The sequence below is a fragment of the Delftia sp. WSY_12 genome, from assembly GCF_043104645.1.
Classification (GTDB): Bacteria; Pseudomonadota; Gammaproteobacteria; order Burkholderiales; family Burkholderiaceae_C; genus Comamonas; species Comamonas tsuruhatensis.
Genome location: NZ_JBICKW010000025.1, coordinates 97354 through 115652, shown reverse-complemented (window position 1 = coordinate 115652; position 18299 = coordinate 97354). Strand labels below are relative to the sequence as shown.

General features: G+C 66.3%; 16 protein-coding genes. 7 read left to right on the top strand and 9 right to left on the bottom strand.

From position 1 onward, the window contains the following. Positions 1–17: 17 nt before the first annotated feature. Together ACF8LI_RS17305 and ACF8LI_RS17300 are read right to left on the bottom strand one after the other, a co-directional pair. Positions 18–2087, bottom strand: coding sequence for an ATP-binding protein (locus ACF8LI_RS17305; protein WP_392413454.1), 2070 nt, complete (start codon positions 2085–2087; stop codon positions 18–20). Further along, positions 2075–4054 (bottom strand): ATP-binding protein, encoded by a 1980-nt coding sequence (locus ACF8LI_RS17300; protein WP_047326582.1) that lies wholly within the window; start codon positions 4052–4054, stop codon positions 2075–2077. Before ACF8LI_RS17300 ends, ACF8LI_RS17305 begins: the two co-directional genes overlap by 13 nt. A gap of 168 nt (positions 4055–4222) precedes the next feature. Here ACF8LI_RS17300 and ACF8LI_RS17295 point away from each other — a divergent pair, with 168 nt between their 5' ends. From ACF8LI_RS17295 to ACF8LI_RS17285, 3 genes are all read left to right on the top strand, one after another. Beyond that, on the top strand, positions 4223–4924 hold the full coding sequence (locus ACF8LI_RS17295; protein ID WP_016445751.1) for a response regulator transcription factor: 702 nt from the start codon (positions 4223–4225) through the stop codon (positions 4922–4924). 407 nt (positions 4925–5331) lie between these two features. Continuing rightward, positions 5332–7587: an IPTL-CTERM sorting domain-containing protein gene (locus ACF8LI_RS17290; protein WP_392413453.1), complete on the top strand. Its 2256-nt coding sequence runs from the start codon at positions 5332–5334 to the stop codon at positions 7585–7587. A 127-nt stretch (positions 7588–7714) separates the two neighbouring features. Beyond that, positions 7715–8662, top strand: coding sequence for a bestrophin family protein (locus ACF8LI_RS17285; protein WP_016445753.1), 948 nt, complete (start codon positions 7715–7717; stop codon positions 8660–8662). A 102-nt stretch (positions 8663–8764) separates the two neighbouring features. Here ACF8LI_RS17285 and ACF8LI_RS17280 read toward each other — a convergent pair whose 3' ends face one another. The 3 genes from ACF8LI_RS17280 to ACF8LI_RS17270 form a co-directional block, all read right to left on the bottom strand. Beyond that, positions 8765–9880, bottom strand: a complete 1116-nt coding sequence (locus ACF8LI_RS17280; protein ID WP_016451097.1) for an acyl-CoA dehydrogenase family protein — start codon at positions 9878–9880, stop codon at positions 8765–8767. A 69-nt stretch (positions 9881–9949) separates the two neighbouring features. Next, positions 9950–11131 carry an acyl-CoA dehydrogenase family protein gene (locus ACF8LI_RS17275; RefSeq protein WP_017405188.1) on the bottom strand — a complete coding sequence of 394 codons (1182 nt, stop codon included), beginning with the start codon at positions 11129–11131 and terminating at the stop codon, positions 9950–9952. A 109-nt stretch (positions 11132–11240) separates the two neighbouring features. Beyond that, positions 11241–11921 carry a YceH family protein gene (locus tag ACF8LI_RS17270; RefSeq protein WP_016445756.1) on the bottom strand — a complete coding sequence of 227 codons (681 nt, stop codon included), beginning with the start codon at positions 11919–11921 and terminating at the stop codon, positions 11241–11243. 96 nt (positions 11922–12017) lie between these two features. Here ACF8LI_RS17270 and purN point away from each other — a divergent pair, with 96 nt between their 5' ends. Continuing rightward, complete coding sequence (gene purN, locus ACF8LI_RS17265; protein WP_034364124.1) at positions 12018–12596, top strand: phosphoribosylglycinamide formyltransferase; 579 nt, start codon at positions 12018–12020, stop codon at positions 12594–12596. Between the two features lie 7 nt (positions 12597–12603). On the opposite strand, the gene ACF8LI_RS17260 is transcribed toward purN, so the two are convergent. Then, complete coding sequence (locus ACF8LI_RS17260) at positions 12604–12876, bottom strand: DUF1653 domain-containing protein (RefSeq protein WP_047326585.1); 273 nt, start codon at positions 12874–12876, stop codon at positions 12604–12606. 92 nt (positions 12877–12968) lie between these two features. Here ACF8LI_RS17260 and ACF8LI_RS17255 point away from each other — a divergent pair, with 92 nt between their 5' ends. After that, entirely contained in the window at positions 12969–14297 is a 1329-nt protein-coding gene (locus ACF8LI_RS17255) for an RsmB/NOP family class I SAM-dependent RNA methyltransferase (protein WP_017405190.1), read from the top strand. A gap of 116 nt (positions 14298–14413) precedes the next feature. Continuing rightward, positions 14414–15637 carry a fatty acid desaturase gene (locus tag ACF8LI_RS17250; protein ID WP_016451099.1) on the top strand — a complete coding sequence of 408 codons (1224 nt, stop codon included), beginning with the start codon at positions 14414–14416 and terminating at the stop codon, positions 15635–15637. Here the strand turns inward: ACF8LI_RS17250 and ACF8LI_RS17245 are convergent. Then, positions 15612–15980, bottom strand: coding sequence for a hypothetical protein (locus tag ACF8LI_RS17245; protein WP_016445761.1), 369 nt, complete (start codon positions 15978–15980; stop codon positions 15612–15614). The two genes, ACF8LI_RS17250 and ACF8LI_RS17245, sit on opposite strands and share 26 nt — an antisense overlap. Before the next feature lie 211 nt (positions 15981–16191). Here ACF8LI_RS17245 and ACF8LI_RS17240 point away from each other — a divergent pair, with 211 nt between their 5' ends. After that, on the top strand, positions 16192–17676 hold the full coding sequence (locus tag ACF8LI_RS17240) for a PLP-dependent aminotransferase family protein (protein WP_016451100.1): 1485 nt from the start codon (positions 16192–16194) through the stop codon (positions 17674–17676). A gap of 66 nt (positions 17677–17742) precedes the next feature. On the opposite strand, the gene rpmG is transcribed toward ACF8LI_RS17240, so the two are convergent. Next, positions 17743–17913 carry a 50S ribosomal protein L33 gene (gene rpmG / locus ACF8LI_RS17235; RefSeq protein ID WP_012207164.1) on the bottom strand — a complete coding sequence of 57 codons (171 nt, stop codon included), beginning with the start codon at positions 17911–17913 and terminating at the stop codon, positions 17743–17745. Positions 17914–17933: 20 nt separating this feature from the next. Beyond that, a complete protein-coding gene (gene rpmB / locus ACF8LI_RS17230; protein ID WP_012207163.1) occupies positions 17934–18167 on the bottom strand; it encodes a 50S ribosomal protein L28 in 234 nt (77 codons plus the stop codon). Between the last annotated feature and the right edge of the window lie 132 nt (positions 18168–18299).

Sequence of the window (18299 nt, the reverse complement as noted above, 5' to 3'; positions counted from 1 at the left end):
CTTCGCCGCATCATGTTTCAAGCCGCTGTCTGCAAGGTTTTGGACTGCGCAGCGGGAGCGGGATGCGGCGGCAGCGTGAGCGTGAAGCTCGTGCCGCCCTCCGGTGAAGGTGCCGCCTGTATGTCGCCGCCATGCAGTCGCGCAATGCGCCGGGCGACCCACAGGCCCAGGCCGAAGCCGCGGGCCTGGTCCGCGCGGTGGCCGCGCTCGAAGCGCTCGAAGATGCGTTGCGCCAGCCCGGGCGCCAGGCCTGGGCCCTGGTCGCTGACGGTGAGTTCCAGCTGACCACGGTCGTCGGTGCGCGCGCGCACGGTGATTTCTCCGGCCTTGGCGTACTTCACGGCGTTGTCCACGAGGTTGGACAGTGCGATGCGGATGAGCGTGGAGTCGCACTCCCAGATGGGGGGCGCCTGCGCGCTGTCCAGGCGCAGACGGTGGCGGCGAGACCAGTGCACGAGCTGCGCGGCATCATCGACCAGCTCCATGACGGGAGCGCGGTGCAACTGCAGCCTGAAGGCGGGAGCGTCCAGGCGGTCGCTGATCAGGCAGTTGTCCACCAGGGCCGTGAGGCGTCTGCAGGCGCGCCGGATCTGGGCGGCGCGTTCGAGCTGGGAGTCGATGTCGGGGGAGGGAAAGGAAAGTTGCTCGGTGGCGGCACTGTCCACCACGGCCAGCGGCGTGCGGAACTCATGGTTGACCATGTTGAAGAACTGCCGCTGCTCCAGTCGCAGCGTGCGTTCGCTGTGCAGCGCCGCCTGCAGTGCGTTCTGCGCCCGCAGCAGCTCGGCCGTGCGCAGCCGCACGCGCTCTTCCAGCGCATGCTCGGATTTGGCCAGGGATTCGAGCAGTTGTGCCTGGCGTGCCATGGAGTCCCGAAATTTCTGGATCAGGCTGGCGCCGACGGCCACGGTGATCACGATGTTGACCAGCAAGGTGTTGAGCTGCCAGAAAACGCTGGTCTCTATGGTGGGCAGGCTGGCAAGGCCCACATAGGCTGCCGTCACATACAGCCCCATGAGCCCGTACATGGTGCTGGGAACGACCATCAGCACATGGACCAGGCTGGCACGATCGCGCAGCAGATTGCTCCATGCGACCACCGCAAACAACGCGCTGATGGCCCAGGGCGCGCCGACCCCTATCCAGGCCCAGTCCTGGTAGCGGCCGAGCGGGATGCTTGGCAGGCACAGCAACGGGATGATTCCCAGGGCGAGCAGGGCCCGGTCCATGCGCCGCCAGCGTGTGTCGCGGGTCAGCAGCTCGCGCATCTGCCAGGCCAGGGCGGCGGGAAGCATCAGGGTGCCAAGGCTGACGCACAGATGACCCCAGTGCGCCAGATGGTCGGGCAGCCAGATCTGCAGGTAGCCCCGGTCGCTGGCGCCATGGATCAGTACGGCGATGGCTGCCACGGCCATGGCGGCCAGTTTGCGCAACCGCAAGGCCAGGGCTGCCCCGATGATCAGCAGGGCCAGCATGAGGTTGATGCCCTGGTGGATGCCCGATGCCCATTCCACGGCCGAGAACTGCGTCATCAGACCGCTGCTGCGCCAGATCGTGGCGTCCAGCTGCATGGGGCTTGAGGTCTGCACGCGCAGGATGAAGGGCTGGTCCGTGTACAGCGGAAACACGAGCTGGCGCACATGGACCCGTGGTTCGCCGGTTGCTGTATCGCCGCTGCTGCGCATGCGCCAGGCGCCGTCCATGTACTGGTACAGCGCGACCTGGTCCAGGTAGCTGGGCAGGATCTCCAGCCACAGAGGGTCCTGCTCGGGGTCGATCTTCCCGGCCGCGATATAGGGAGCCTGCACCTTGAGCCAATACACATCGCGCGTGTAGCCCTTGTTCAGCGGTGTGTCGAGCGCGGTGAAGTCCGTATCGGGCAGGGCTGCCACCTGGTCGATGGTGAGGCTGCCCTGCGCATCGACAAGCGCCAGCATGGGCAGGTCCGTGCCCAGCTGCAGGCGCTTGGCTGGAAGGGACTGCCAGGCCGGACTGAGGATGAAGCAGACCACCAGCACCAGCGAAAACACCAGCCAGCCCGGCAGCGCCAGACGGTTCAGGACACGCAGCAGGTTCAGGATACGCATGGCGAGGCGGGCTGTGTTGCAGCTGTGGCAAGGCCGCTGTCTTCGGGAATGCTGCAGGGCAGCGTCAGCGTGAAGCAGGTGCCTCCGCCCGCAGCTGGCGTGACCTGCACATCGCCGCCATGCATCTGGGCCACGCGCCGGGCCACCCACAGGCCCAGGCCGAAGCCTCGGGTCTGGTCCGAGCGCTCTCCGCGCTCGTGCAGCTCGAAGATGCGCTGCGCCAACTCGGGCGCCAGGCCAGGGCCCTCGTCGCTGACGGTGAGCTCCAGCCGGCCCTGCCCGTCCAGGCGGGCACACACGGCGATTTCGCCGGCCTGGGCGTATTTCACGGCGTTGTCCACGAGGTTGGACAGGGCGATGCGCACCAGCGTGGGATCGCACTGCCAGGAGGCGGGGATGCCGGCAGTCTCCAGCCTCAGATGATGGCGGCGCGACCAGTGCACGAGCTGTACGGCATCGTCGATCAGGTCCGTCACCGGAACCCGGTCGAGCTGCAGCCGGAACGCAGGCGCGTCCAGGCGGTCGCTGACCAGGCAGTTGTCCACCAGGGCCGTGAGTCGCCTGCAGGCACGCCGGATCTGGGCGGCCCGCTCCAGTTGGGAGTCGATGTCGGTGGACGGAAAGGTCAACTGCTCCGTGGCCGCGCTGTCCACCACGGCCAGCGGCGTGCGGAATTCATGGTTGACCATGTTGAAGAACTGGCGCTGCTCCAGCCGCAGGGTGCGTTCGCCGTGCAGCGCGGCCTGCAGCGCGTTCTGTGCATGCAGCAGCTCGGCCGTGCGTGTGCGTACCCGGCCTTCGAGCGCGTGCTCGGAGCGGGCCAATGACTCCACCAGTTGCGCCTGCCTGTCCATGGAGTTCTGGAATTTCTCGACCAGGCTGGCGCCCACGGCAATGATGATGAGGATGTACAGCAGCAGCGATTCCAGTTGCCAGTACATGCCGGCTTCGATGTCGGAGGACACCAGCCCCGTGAACGCTGCAGCCACGTGGATGCCCATGACCGCATGCAGCGTGTAGGGAATCAGCACCAGCAGGTTGACGATGCTGGGGCCCTGGCGGAGCAGGTTCTTCCAGGCCACCAGAGCGCTCAGCATGCTAGCCATCCAGGGGACGCTGACTCCGAGCCAGGCCCATTGCGTGTAGTGCCCCATGGGAATGCTGAGCAAGGCCAGCAGCGGCGCCAAGGTCAGCAGCACCAGCATGCGGTCGATGCGGCGCCAGATCGTGCCGCGCGTCAAGGTCTCGCGTGCCTGCCAGGCAAAGGCGGCAGGCAGCAGGAAGACGCCCACGCTCACCCAGATATCCGCATGCGGCGCCCAGGGCTCGGGCAGCCACAGCTGGGCATAGCCGCGCACATTGGCGTTGTGGGTCAGAACCACGAACGCCAGCAGCGTCATGGCCATCAGGCTGCGCATGCGAAGGGCCAGGGCTGCGCCGGCGATCAGCAAGGTCAGCACCAGGTTCACGCCCTGGTGCACCCCCGAGGCCCACTCCACGCTGGACAGCCAGGCCATCAGCCCCGTGCTGCGCCAGACCGTGGCGTACAGCTGCATGGCGCTGCTGGTCTCGATGCGCAGCACAAAGGGCTGGCCGGCGCGCAGTGGAAACACCAGCTGGCGCACATGGATGCGCTGGGCCATGGGCACCGTGTCGCCGCTTTCGCGTGCCTGCCACAGGCCATTCGCCTGCTGGTAGAGCGTGACCCTGTCCAGATAGGTGGGCGTGATCTCCAGCCACAGCGGATCATTGCCGGCCAGCGCACTGGCGGGTGCGAGGGCAGGCATGGCAACCCTCACCCAGTAAGCCTGGCGGGTATAGCCCTCGTTCAGAGGCGTGCGCCGGGTTTCGAAGGCATCATCGGGCAGGGCCGCGACCTGTTCAATGGTCATGCTGCGGCCCGCATCGGCAAGCACCTGCATCGGCAGGTCCTTGCCCAGACGCAGTCCCTTGTCAGGGGGAGACATGGTTGCCGGGCTCAGCACGAAAAATGCGAGCAGCCCGAGCGATACCGTGATCCATGCAATAAAAGTAAATTTTTGTGTGTTTCTCTGAACTGTGAGCATTCGAGAGTGTTCGTGCATGGCGGCGGACGTTCACCCCAATGAAAATCCGCGCACCAATAGGCAAACATCATGCAGCAGACACTAGAGCCATCGATCGAGTTCACCGTCGCCGTCGTAGAGGACGACGAGGATATTCGTATCAATGTGTGTCGATTTTTAACAAAGTCTGGCCTGCATGCCTGGGGCACGGATTCTGCAGAAGACTTCTACATAAAGCTACTGCGCGAGAAGGCAGATCTGGTCGTCGTCGACCTGGGTCTGCCCGGCGAGGACGGGCTGAGCCTGGTCAAGCGCCTGGCCGAGCAGGAGATCCCCGTGGTGGTGCTCACGGCACGCGGCGATCTGGACAGCCGCATTGCCGGCCTCAATGCTGGCGCCCTGCAGTACTTCGTCAAGCCCACCGACATGAACGAGCTGGTGGCCGGCATCCGCTCCCAGCTGCGCCGCAACACCGGTCAGCCGGGCAGGGCGTCCGCCCCATTCCTGACCTGGCGCCTTGACCCCCTGTCGGCCTGCATGGTCGCACCCAACCACCAGATCATTGCCCTGACCAGCCGCGAGCTGGAATTGCTCGGCTGCCTGATGGCCACCCCCGGGACCATGGTGTCCAAGCAGACCCTGATCGAGGCCATGGGCTATGCCGATGTGGATGACGGTTTTCACCGCATCGAATCGCAGCTGACGCGGCTTCGCCGCAAGACCCTGGATATCTCCGGGCTGGCCCTGCCGGTGAGGGCCGTGTTCGGCCGAGGGCTGGTGTTCGTGCCTTAGGCGCCTTTTTCTTCTCCATTTCAGCTTTTTGAACCGCAGCCGTCCGGGCATGCGGAAGGGATTCGTTCGCCCATTTTTTTGCTGCAAAAGCGCGTGCGCGTGCTTGGGCGGCTTGGTGCGGGCGGCGTGCGCAGGCGGGCGGCGTGGGCCGTCGGAGTTTTCAACCGTGATCAAACACACATGAAGAGAGGAATGGTATGGCGAGACAGAGTTTGCATATCCGGCCCACAGGGCCGCGCATGAAGGCCTGGAGGCAGGCCAGAAGTCTGGTTGCAGCCGGCACCCTGGCAATGGTGGGTGCAGTTGCGCAGGCGGCATTTCTGAATGGGGACTTCGAGGCAGGGGACCTGACTGGCTGGACCCCCCAGGCCTGGACCAACAATGGCACCCAGGCCAATCCGAAGCGCTTGAGCGAGTTGCGCCTGCAGCCACCTGGCACCAAGTCCCATCTGGTCGAAATCGCCAGCGGCTCGGAAGGCGCTGCAGACGAAGTCCTGTTCCGGGGTGACGCCGGCCAGTCCGCCCTCAAACTGACTTTGGCAGGCTCCCACTCTGCCCGCATCAACCTCAAGGCGAACAGCGCCACCCCAGCCAGCAACGTGATACCTCGGTCCAGCAAGGTCACGGGGGGACTCGCCGGCTGGACCCAGCAGGTCAATACGGCAAGTTCCATCACCCAGGAAGTGACGCTGACTGCAGATGACATCGACCAGGACGGCAAGATCCACATTCGATTTGTCGCGGCGCCCGTGCTTGAGTACGCCAGCAATCACGGAGGCGAGGATCGCCCCTACTTTGCCATCTCGCTGGTCAAGACCTATGACGCCCAGACCGCCACGGATCTGACGGGCTCACCCCAGGAGTTGTTCTTCAAGTACCACTACGGCGGCGAGCCGGGAGCACCCTGGAAGACCTTTACCGACAAGGGCGGTGCCATCCAGAACTACACCGACCCCCAGGCCTACGATGTCGCTCCTGGCAATGCCTACCTGCGGGTAGGCGACAAGGTCAGGCTGCAGGCCGTGGCCTCGGCCTGCAGTGCCGGTGGCCACGCAGGCCATCTGTACGTTGACAACTTCGGCACGACCCTGCCCAAGACCCTGTGGATCAGCGCGTCCGGGCCTGTCAGCGCGCCCAAGGCGGACGGCACGGAGATCACCTACACCTATACCTATACGAACAACGGCAGCACCCCGGTGAACAACGTGAAGGTCACGCCCGCCATGCCCGTGGGCACGGATGCGGGCGTCAGTCCGACCACGTTCGTGTCGCTGGCCGGCGACGGCGGCGCTTGCACGGCCCCGGCCGTGGGCAGTTCAGATCCTGCACAGTGCGACTTTGGGACCCTGGCTCCCGGGCAGTCGGGCACGTTCACGATGACCGTGAAGGTTCCTGCGGGCACGCCGTCAGACCAGATCAACAACGGCAACTACACCATCGGAGGCGACCTGACCTCGACCCTGCTCGGTGCCATGGTGCAGACCCAATTGCTGGCTCCCGCGGCGAGCAGCGACATGGTGCCTGATGTCTCCGGACTCCCGCCCACCGCCGTGGTCGGCGTCCCCTACACCGGCAGCTTCTCCTGCAAGAACGATGGTGCAGCCAGCGCAGGCCAGGCCATCTGCGATGCCTCCGGTCTGCCCCCTGGCGTGACGGCAGGCCAATGCACGATAGACGGCGCGGCCTGGATGCAGCCCGCCGTGGTGCCTGCGGGCAAGACGGTGGTCTGCCAGGTCTCCGGCACACCGACGGGTCCAGGCGGCAGCTCGACGGTCACGGTGACCACGGGCGGCGACAACGATCTGACCCCGGGCAACAACACGGCCACGTCGAACATCGCGGTCACCACAACGCCGGACATGCAGATCAATCTGAGCGGACTGCCCTCCACCTCGCCGCTGAACATTCCCTATAGCGGCAGCTTCACCTGCAGCAACCAGGGCCTGGCCAACGCCGTGAGCGGCACCTCCTGCGCCGTCACCGGCCTGCCGGCTGGCGTGACGCAAGGCGCATGCTCCATCAGCCCCGGCAATGCCGCGTGGGTGGCGGGCAATGCGGTGCCGGTGGGAGCCACGGTCACCTGCCAGGTGAGCGGTACGCCCACAGCCGCAGGTTCGTCCACGGTCACGGGCACCACGGGCGCAACGGATGATTCGAATGCGGCAAACAACACCGCGACCATGAATGTGTCCACCGTTGCAGTGCCCGACATGGGCGTCGATCTGAGCGGCCTGCCGACCGCGTTCACTGCCGGCACGCCCTACAGCGGCAGTTTTGTCTGCAAGAACCAGGGCTCGGCCGAGGCATCGGCAGGGACCTCGTGCGCAGTCACGGGACTGCCGCCTGGCGTCAGCCAGGGCGCTTGCCGCATCAGCCCCTCCAATGCAGCCTGGTCCGCAGGGGATGCCGTGCCTGCGGGCGCCAGCGTGACCTGCACGGTCAGCGGAACGCCCAGCTCCGTGGGGGCGGTGGCACTGACGGGCAGCACCGGTGCGACCGGAGATGCCAACCCGGCCAACAACACGGCTTCCCGCGCGGTGGCCGTGGCCGTATCGCCCGCCTCCATCCCCACCCTCTCCGAATGGGGCCTGATCCTGATGTCCGGCTTGATGGGCATCATGGGCTGGGGCATGGTGCGCCGCCGCCGCTTCAACGCGCTGTGACCGGCAACCGGTCGTGACGCAGGGCGGCCTTCGGGGCGCCTTTTTTTTTTTGGTTCGGAGCATGGCCGCAGCCCATTGACATGCTCAATATGTGATCGAATAAGGGTTTATACCTATCATTCGCCCCATGATCGTCCGTGATCGCCCCGCCGGCCTCAGGCTGTTTCTGATTTTGCGGGGCTCGGTGCTCCAGCGCATCCAGGTCACGCTGCTCGTGAACATCGTGTTTGCCGCCATCATCACCCTGGTGCACGGCAATCTCTTCGACGTGAAGATCACGGTGACGCCCATCCCTTTCACGCTGATCGGCCTGCCGCTGGCCATCTTCCTGGGCTTTCGCAACAACACCGCCTATGACCGCTACTGGGAAGGCCGCAAGCTCTGGGGCGAGATGGTGATCTGCGCGCGCACGCTGGCGCGCCAGTGCCAGAGCCTGATTGCGCTGGACACGGTGCCCGATCCCCGGCGCCGCGACAGCGACGTGCGCGTGCGCATGGTGCACCGGGCTGTTGCCTTCGCGCATTCGCTGCGGTCCCAGCTGCGGGGCCTGCACGACGATGCCGAAGCCGGCCGCTGGCTCGTGGACAGGGAATGGCGCCAAATCCAGGCCCTGCCGCTGGAGCAGCGCTGCGACGCACTGATGATGTCCATGGGGCATGACCTGGCGCAGTGTGTGCGCCGTGGCGAGATGGAGCCCTGTCTGGCCGCGTCCATGGACAAGACCTTCACGCGCATGACGGCGGCAGCCGCCTCGTGCGAGCGCATTCGCAACACGCCCATGCCGTTCTCGTATGCGCTGCTGCTGCACCGCACGGCCTATATGTACTGCTTTCTGCTGCCGTTCGGCCTGGTGGACACGACCGGGTTCATGACGCCCTTTGTCGTGGCCATCGTGGCCTACACCTTCTATGGGCTCGACGCCCTTGGCGATGAACTCGAAGAGCCCTTTGGCCTGGAGAGCAACGACCTGCCGCTGGACACCATCTGCCGCTCCATCGAGATCAGCCTGGGCCGCACGCTGGGCGAGACGGATCTGCCCGCGCCGCTCAGGCCCGAGGGCTACAGGCTGACCTGAGGCGGCGGGCAAGCATGGGAAAAAGCAAAGGCCCATGAAAAGCCCATGAAAAAGCCCCGCAGTTTCCTGCGGGGTCTGGTGGTCTGAAGCGGGACCCGAGGCTCAGGCAAACACGCCGGCCGTGTCCTGCATCTTCCCGGACACGATGCCCAGATGGTGCAGCGTGTCCCCACCCGTCATCTCCATCTGCGTCAGGCGCTTGAAGTAGTGGCTGCCTGCGTACTCGTCGGTCACGCCGATGCCGCCGTGCAGCTGCACCGACTGCTGGCCCACATAGCGCAGCGACTGGCCCAGCTGGACCTTGGCGCGCGCGATGGCCACGTGGCGCTCCGCCTCGGGCGTGTTCATCTTGAGGCTGGCGTAGTAGCTCATGGAGCGGGCCAGCTCCAGCTGCATCTTCATGTCCGCCACGCGGTGGCGCAGGGCCTGGAAGCTGGCGATCACCGTGTTGAACTGCTTGCGCTGGTTCATGTACTCGGTGGTGAGCTTCAGTGTCTGCTCCATGGCGCCCACGCCTTCGGCGCACAGGGCGGCGTTGGCCACGTCCTGGGCCAGTGTCAGGGCGGCCAGGCCATCGGTCGTCACCAGCGTGGCGGGGGCCGCCTGGCAGCGCAGCTCGGCGGCGCGGCTGCCATCCTGGGTCCGGTAGCCCTGGGTGCTGACGCCGCTGGCGCCGCGCTCCACCAGGAAGAGGGCGATCTTGCCGTCCAGCTGGGCCGGCACCAGGAAGGCATCGGCCGCGTCGCCTGCGGGCACCACGCTCTTGGTGGCATCCACCGTGTAGCCGCTGCCGCTCTTGCCGGCCGTGGCCGCGCAGACGTCGAGCCGGTAACGGGCCTGGCGCTCCTGGTGTGCCAGCACGACCAGGGCCTCGCCGCTGGCCACGCGCGGCAGCCACTGGCCGGCCACGGAGGCGTCGGCATGCTGGCCGAGCACGCTGGATGCCACGAAGGCCTGTGCCAGCGGCTCCATCACCAGGCCGCGGCCCAGCTCTTCCATCACCACCATCACGTCGGTGGCGCCCTGGCCCAGGCCGCCGTGCTCCTCGGGCACGGTCAGTGCCGTCAGGCCCAGTTCGGCCAGCTCGCCCCAGGCCTCGCGCGAGAAGCCGCCCGCCTCGACGATGGAGCGGCGGCGCTCGAAGGTGTAGCCCTTGTCCACCCAGCGGCGCACCGCGTCGCGCAGTTGCTGCTGGTCATCCGAAAAATCAAAGTCCATTTTCTGTCTCCCGAAGCTGATCGAAGCGCGTCCGGCGCACTTCTGGGGTCAGCGAAACTCCAGCCAAAATCAGCCCAGCACCGTCTGAGCGACGATGTTTCTCTGGACCTCGTTGGAGCCGCCGTAGATCGTCGTCTTGCGCATGTTGAAATAGGTCGATGCCAGCGGCGCGTTGTCCGCCACGCCGCCGGGGAAGTCGCCCTGCCAGCCGGCTTCCATGGCTTCTTCGATGAAGGGCAGGCTGAAGGGGCCTGCGGCCAGCATCATCAGCTCGGAGTAGCGCTGCTGGATTTCACTGCCCTTGATCTTGAGCAGGCCGGCGATGTCCAGCGGGTTCTTGCCCGATTTCTCGGCCGACAGCACGCGCAGCACCAGCATCTCCAGCGCGACCACGTCGACTTCGAGCTTGGCGATCTCGTCGCGGAAACGCTGGTCCTCATAGACGCCTTCGGCCTTGGCGATGCGCTTGAGGCGTTCCAGCTCGCGCTTGGCGCGGTTCACGTCGGCGATGTTGGTACGCTCGTGGCTGAGCAGGTGCTTGGCGTAGGTCCAGCCCTTGTTCTCCTCGCCGATCAGGTTCTCGGCCGGCACTTCCACATTGTCGAAGAAGACCTCGTTGACCTCGCACTCGCCGTCCAGCAGCTTGATCGGGCGCACGGTCACGCCAGGGCTCTTCATGTCCACCAGCAGGAAGCTGATGCCGGTCTGGGGCTTGCCCTCGTTGCTGGTGCGCACCAGGCAGAAGATCCATTCGCCGTACTGGCCCAGCGTGGTCCAGGTCTTCTGGCCGTTGACGATGTATTTGTCGCCCACGCGCTCGGCGCGGGTCTTGACGCTGGCCAGGTCCGAGCCCGAGCCCGGCTCCGAGTAGCCCTGGCTCCACCACACTTCGCCGCTGGCAATGCCGGGCAGAAAGCGCTGCTGCTGCTCGGGCGTGCCGTAGGCCATGATCACGGGCGCCACCATCACGGGGCCGAAGGGAATGATGCGCGGCGCGCAGGCCAGGGCACATTCCTCCTCGAACAGGTGCTTTTGCACGGCGTTCCAGCCGGGTCCGCCGAACTGCTTGGGCCAGCCGTAGCCCAGCCAGCCTTTCTTGCCAAGAATCTTGGCCCAGTTCTGCAGGTCGTCGCGCGTCAGGCGCAGCGAATGGCGCACCTTGTGCGCGATGTCCTGGGGCAGGTTGGCCCGCACCCAGGCGCGGACTTCCTCGCGAAAGGACTGTTCTTCAGGGGTAAATGCCAGGTCCATGGACTGTGTCTCCTTCAATCCCGGCTTTTGTAGCACGCGCGTTCTTTTTTGAACTGTCCAGGGCGTGACAACCTATGGCAATCCCTGATGGCTTCACGGCCGCCGGATATCAGGCAGGCTGATCGGGTTCTTCCAGACCCAGCTGGGCGTAGACATGTGCCAGACGTGCCTGCAGCTGGCGTACCTGGGCTTCCAGATCGACCACGCGCTGGGCCAGGGCATCGCCGCGTGCGCCTGCTGCCGCAGGGGCCGAGGCGATCGCGTTCACGTCCACGGGGCCGCACAGCAGGTGGGCCCAGCGTTGTTCGCGCGCGCCGGGCGCGCGGGGCAGCAGGACGACCAGCGGGCCGCCTTTTTCCTCGCTGCGCTCGCGCAGCTCTTCCAGGAAGGCTTCGACCGAGGAGATGTCGGCAAAGCGGTGCCAGCGCTCGGAGTTGATGCGCAGCTCGCCAGCCGTCTGCGGGCCGCGCAGCATCAGCAGGGACAGCAGCACGGCGCTCTGGTCGGGCACACCCACGCCGCGCGGGAAGTTGTGTTCCCAGCGCGTGGCGCGTGCGCTGCTGATCTGCACGGACATGGTGCGCAGGCGCAGGCTGTCCAGCGCTTCCTGGGCTTCGCCCTCGCTGACTTCCATCACCGGATCGCGGCTGCTTTTCTGGTTGCAGCCCGTCACCAGTGCGTTGAGCGTGAGCGGGTAGCTGTCGGGCACGGTACGCGCCTTCTCCATCAGGGTGGCCAGCACGCGGGCTTCGACGGCGGTCAAGGGGGTGGAGCGGGGATCGAATGGCATGGGTCTGAGGGCAAGAGGTGACAAGGCCCGGCAGGGCCATGGGCCTTGCCGGGGCTGGCGCAGGCCGCGCGGCCCGCGGTGCGACAATCGCCGCCCATGAAAAATATCGTGATCCTGATCTCGGGCGGCGGCTCGAACATGGCTGCCATTGTGCGTGCTTCGCAGCAACAGGACTGGGCGCGGCGTTATGGCGCCCGCGTGGCCGCCGTGGTCAGCAACAAGGCCGAGGCTTCGGGCCTGGTTTTCGCGCGCGAGCAGGGCATTTCCACCGAGGTGCTGGACCACCGCCCGTTCCCCAGCCGCGAGGCCTTCGACGCCGAGCTGGCCCAGGTGATCGACCGGCACGCGCCCGCGCTGGTCGTGCTTGCCGGCTTCATGCGCATCCTCACGCCGGGCTTCGTTGCGCATTACGAAGGTCGCATGATCAACATCCACCCCTCGCTGCTGCCCGCCTTCACGGGCCTGCACACGCACCAGCGGGCCATCGATGCAGGCTGCCGCTTCGCCGGCTGCACCGTGCACCGCGTGACGGCCGAGCTGGATGTGGGCCCCATCCTGGAGCAGGCCGTGGTGCCCGTGCTGCCCGGCGACACGGCCCAGGCACTGGCCGCGCGCGTGCTGGTGCAGGAGCACATCATCTACCCGCGCGCCGTGGCGCAGTTGATGCGGGGCTAGGGTCTGCTCACAGGCCTTCGCTCTGAAAGGCCTGCTGCTCCACTTCGGGGCAGCGTGCAAAGCGGGGCTGCTCCACGCCGTTGATGACGACGGTTTCGTTGAACATGGCGGCCGGCCGCACCCACAGGCCGCGCTCGCCGTAGAGCGCGCGGTACAGGGTCATGGACTCGCGCGTTTCGCTGTGGCGCACGGTGGCAAGCACTTCGTAGAGGGCGCCCTTGTAGTGGCGGTACAGGCCCGGGGGCGTGGGGATCAGGGGAGGCAGGTCGTCGTTGGTCATGGGGCGCCATGGTAGCTGCGCCAGCCGGGGGCTGCTGCGGGTTCCGACCTGTGGCCCTCTCGGATTTGCAAGGCAGTGGGACAATCGCGGCCATGCATCCCAAACAGCTTCTCGACGCCTGCGCCGAACTGGTCAAGCGCACCCTGACTTTCGAACATCCGGCCGACGCCGTGGTGTCACGCTTTTTCCGTGAAAACCGCAACCTGGGCCCGCGCGAGCGCGCTGCGCTGGCCGAGACCGCCTACACCGTGCTGCGCAAGAAGCTGCTTTTTGAGAGCCTGGCGCGTTCTGGCAGCGGCTCGCGTGAGCGCAGGCTGGCCATTTTGGGCTTTGCCCACAGCCAGGAGGCACTGGCCCGCGTGGCTGGCAAGACCGAGCAAGGTGTCAAGGACGCACGCAGCTTCGTGCGCGCCGCGCTGTCGCCGCAGGAGCTGCAATGGCTGGACGCCTGCGAGGCCGTGCGTCCCGACGAACTGATGGAGCCGCACCGCCACAACCTTCCCGAATGGCTGGTCGCGCCGCTACAGCAGCAACTGGGCGATGACTTCTGGGCCTTTGCCCAGAGCATGGAGCAGGCCGCGCCGCTGGATCTGCGCGTCAATGCGCTGAACGCCAAGCGTGCCGATGTGCAAAAGGAACTGGCCGATGCCGGCATCGCCGCCGAAGCCACGCCTTACTCGCCCTGGGGCCTGCGTGTGCAGGGCAAGCCGGCGCTGGCCCGGATGGACGCTTTCACGCGCGGTGCCATCGAGGTGCAGGACGAAGGCTCGCAACTGCTGGCGCTGATGCTCGATGCCAAGCGCGGCGAAATGGTGGTCGATTTCTGTGCAGGCGCAGGCGGCAAGACCCTGGCCATTGGTGCTTCGATGCGCAGCACGGGGCGTCTGTACGCCTTCGATGTCTCGGGCCACCGGCTCGAGGCCCTGAAGCCGCGCCTGGCGCGCTCGGGCCTGTCGAACGTGCACCCCGCGGCCATCGCCCATGAGCGCGACGACCGCGTCAAGCGCCTGGCCGGAAAGATCGACCGCGTGCTGGTTGATGCCCCCTGCTCGGGCCTGGGCACGCTGCGCCGCAATCCCGACCTCAAGTGGCGCCAGTCGGCCAAGGCCATCGAGGAACTCACGCAAAAGCAGGCGGCCATCCTGGCCAGTGCTGCGCGGCTGGTCAAGCCGGGCGGGCGCCTGGTCTATGCCACCTGTTCGGTCCTGCCCCAGGAAAACGAAGCCATCGCCGACGCCTTTGCAGCGGAGCACTCTGACTTCGTGGCCATGGATGCCGGAGAACTTCTGGCCCAGCTCAAGGTGGAGCGGGGCGATGTGCTGTGCAGCGGCGGCGAGACCGGCACGCAGTACCTGCGCCTGTGGCCCCAGCGCCATGAGACGGACGGGTTTTTCGCCGCCGTTTGGACCCGGAAGCCGTAACTTGCAGACGCAATAAGCTGTAAATCGCGGGAGATTGCCGAACGCCTTCACGGGGGGCTCGCCTAAAATTGAGGCATCGGTGCCACTGGGCGCCGGCTTTGGCAAAGGCTTGGGTCATGTCTGTGGATTTCGCGTCGGTTTGGAATATTGCCCTGGACTGGATGGCCCATGGCCTGTGGCAGCTGTCGTGGTGGCAGCTGCTGCTGTATGCCCTGGTCACCACCCACGTCACGATTGCGGGCGTCACCATCTTCCTGCACCGCTGCCAGGCCCATCGTTCGCTGGACCTGGGGCCGGTGCCCTCGCATTTCTTCCGGTTCTGGTTGTGGTTGGGCACGGGCATGGTCACCAAGGAGTGGGTGGCCATCCACCGCAAGCACCACGCCAAGTGCGAAACCGAGGACGATCCCCACAGCCCGCAAACGCGCGGGCTGGATACCGTGATGCGCCAGGGCGCGGAGCTGTACCGCGAAGAGGCCAAGAACGCCGAGACGCTCAGGAAGTTCGGCCACGGCACGCCCGACGACTGGATCGAGCGCCATCTCTACAGCCGGCATTCGATCTGGGGTCCTTCTCTGATGCTGGTCATCAACGTGCTGCTGTTCGGCGCCATCGGACTGACCATCTGGGCCGTGCAGATGGCCTGGATTCCGTTCTGGGCGGCCGGCGTGGTCAACGGCCTGGGCCATTTCTGGGGCTACCGCAACTTCGAGGCCCAGGACGCCAGCACCAACCTCGTGCCCTGGGGCCTGGTCATCGGCGGTGAGGAGCTGCACAACAACCACCACACCTATCCGACCTCGGCCAAGTTCTCGGTCAAGCGCTATGAGTTCGATGTGGGCTGGGCCTACATCCGGGCGATGCAGGCGGTCGGCTGGGCCAAGGTCAAGAAAACGCCGCCCAGGCTGGTCATGGGCGCCATCAAGCCTGTGGCCGACGAAAAGACGCTGGAGGCCGTGATCGCCAACCGCTACGAGGTCATGGCCCGCTATGCGCGCGGCGTGCGTGCCGCCGTGCAGTTCGAACTCGATGCGCTCAAGCAGCGCAAGGCGCAGCAGGCCGACCTGTCCTTGCTCAGGACGGCGCGCCGCTGGCTGCACCGCGATGCCGACAAGGTGCCCGCCCAGGCGCAGGACCAGCTGGCCCAGGCGCGCGCCGCCCATCCCGTGCTGGACCAGATGCTGGTCATGCGCGAGGAGCTGCGCCAGCTGTGGCTCAACACCTCGCTGTCGCGCGAGCAGCTGACGGCCCATCTGCAGGCCTGGTGCCATCGCGCCGAGGCCAGCGGCATTGCCGCGCTCAAGGAGTTCTCGGTCAAGCTGCGCGCTGCCCACGCCTGAAGCTGCGAAGCCAGCCGGCAAGCGTCCATTCCCGGGGCCGCATCTTCTCTTCGGAGGCGATGCGGCTTTTTGCTGCGGGGTTCGGCTGCAGTTCCAGACCTGCCGTGGCCTGGGACACGGAGCGGACTCTTATCCGCAGGTCCGCGCCTGCGCGCCAGCCCTGGCCCGGCTGCAGCCTGAGGGTCAGCCCCGGCGCTGCATCGGCCCAGGCCTGCTGCGGGACGCTGATTTCCAGGCTGCCCTGGCGGCAGAACAGCTCGCAGCCCTCCTGCATGGACAGATACAGGTCGTTTCCGGGGGCGAGATGGCGCAGTTCGAAAGAGCGGGTGTGGGCATTGTGCATGGGTCGGTGTCCTGTAGTTCCAGGCCCCAAGCGTAGGCATTCGGCCCTCTTTGGCACAGGCACAGCCTATGGTTTGTTGCGCCGCAGCAGTGCAGGCAGTCCATGTTCTGTTCTGCTGCATGACCTGATGATCTGTATCTGTTGCGTAACAGCGCTTTGAGACAAGATCTCGGTCAAGCACTTCCATCCCCAGCCGTTTTCCATCCTGCCCATGACCGCCGCAAGCGCCGCCCCCACCCTGTACCGCCGCCTGGCGGCCGACTACAGCCTGGCCATGGAGATGGGCACGCTCAAGGCGGGCGAGCGCATGCCTTCCGTGCGCGAACTGATGCGCCGCCACGAGGTCAGCCTGTCCACGGCGCTGCAGACGCTGCGGCATCTGGAGGATCTGGGCCAGCTCGAGGCCCGCCCGCGCGTGGGCTACTTCGTGCGCGATGCCCGGCCTGCAGGGCTGGCGCCTGCCAGCGAACCGGATCTGAGCCAGCCCGTGCAGCCGTTGCCACAACAGCACTTTGCGGGCATCAATGAGCACATCTCGCTCATGCTGGAGCGCGGCCGCCAGGCCGATGTGCAGGTGGACCTGGGCGGTGCCACGCCGCCGCCGGAACTGTTCGACCGCGGCTACCTGAACCAGGCGGCTGCCCGGCTGCTGCGCGAGCAGCCCGATCTGCTGGTGCTGGGGCGTTCCATGATGGGCAGCCACCCTGATTTCCAGCGGGCCATGGCGCGGCGCGCGCTGGCGGCGGGCATCCATGTCGCACCGGCCGATGTGCTGGCGACCACGGGCAATTCCGAGGCCGTGAGCCTGGCGCTGGCCGCCGTGGCCTCGCCGGGGGATGTGGTGGCCGTGGAGTCGCCGACCTACTACGGCCTGCTGCAGGTGGTGGAGTCCTTGCAGATGCAGGCGCTGGAGATTCCCTGCAGCCCGCGCACCGGCCTGTCCCTCGAGGCACTGGAGCTGGCCCTGCAGACCCAGCCCCGGCTGAAGGCCGTGGTGGTCGTGCCCGAGCTGCAGATGCCGCTGGGCACGCGCATTCCCGATGAACACAAGGCCAGACTGGTCGAGCTGTGCGCCGCCCACGGCGTGGCGCTGATCGAGGACGACTCCTACGGCCTGTTCGTGGAAAGCAGCCAGCCCGTGCGCCCCATCAAGGCCTGGGACCGCCTGCCGGGACATGTGATCTATTGCGAGGCCTTCAACAAGAGCATGGCGCCAGGCCTGCGCCAGGGCTGGATGAACGCCGGCCAGTGGCATGGCCGTGTGCAGATGCTCAAGTTCGCGCGCAGCCGGGGGACCCAGACCCTGGCCCAGTTGCTGGCGGCCGCCTGCGTGGGCTCGCCCGCGCATCTGCGCAATCTGCAGCGCCTGAAGCAGCAGCTGCGGCGCCAGCGCGAGGGCATGGCGCAGCTGGTGGCGCGCTTTTTCCCGTTAGGAACGCGGCTGAGCCTGCCGCCCGGCGGGCTCAGCCTGTGGCTGGAGCTTCCGGCTGGCGTGTCCACGTCCGCACTGTTCACGCAGGCGCTGGCGCGCGGCATACGCACGGCGCCGGGCAGCATGTTCTCCAACTCGGGCCGCTACGAGCACTGCATGCGCCTGGGCTGCACCCTGCCCGTGGATGGCGTGGTCGAGCAGGCCTGCCGCGATCTCGGCGCCATGGCCTGCGCGCAGCTGGGCCAGCCCGCGCGCCACGGGTGAGGGACGCAAAAAAACCGCCGGGCTTGCGCCGGGCGGTTTCTTTGTCGGTACCAGGGACAGGCTGAATTACTTCAGCTTGATTTCCTTGTACGTGACGTGCTTGCGAGCCTTGGGATCAAACTTCATGATCGCCATCTTCTCGGGCATTGTCTTCTTGTTCTTGGTCGTGGTGTAGAAGTGGCCGGTTCCTGCAGTGGATTCCAGCTTGATCTTTTCGCGTCCGCCTTTAGCAGCCATGGTGTTTCTCCTTGAGGGATTTAGGCTTGGCCACGGGCACGCAGGTCTGCGAGCACGGAGTCGATACCGTTCTTGTCGATCAGGCGCAGAGCAGCGCTGGAAACGCGCAGGCGCACCCAACGGTTTTCGCTCTCAACCCAGAAACGGCGGTATTGCAGGTTGGGCAGGAAACGACGCTTGGTCTTGTTGTTGGCGTGGGAAACGTTGTTTCCCACCATGGGCTTCTTGCCCGTTACTTCACATACGCGTGCCATGAGGACACTCCGATAATTGTACAGCCGCCGACGCTGATGCCCTGCATTTGCTGCAGGGCCTGCCGGCAACCTCACCTCGCCATAAAGGGTGGCGGTAACCCCATCGCTGAAAGTGTCCTGGCCATGCAAGCA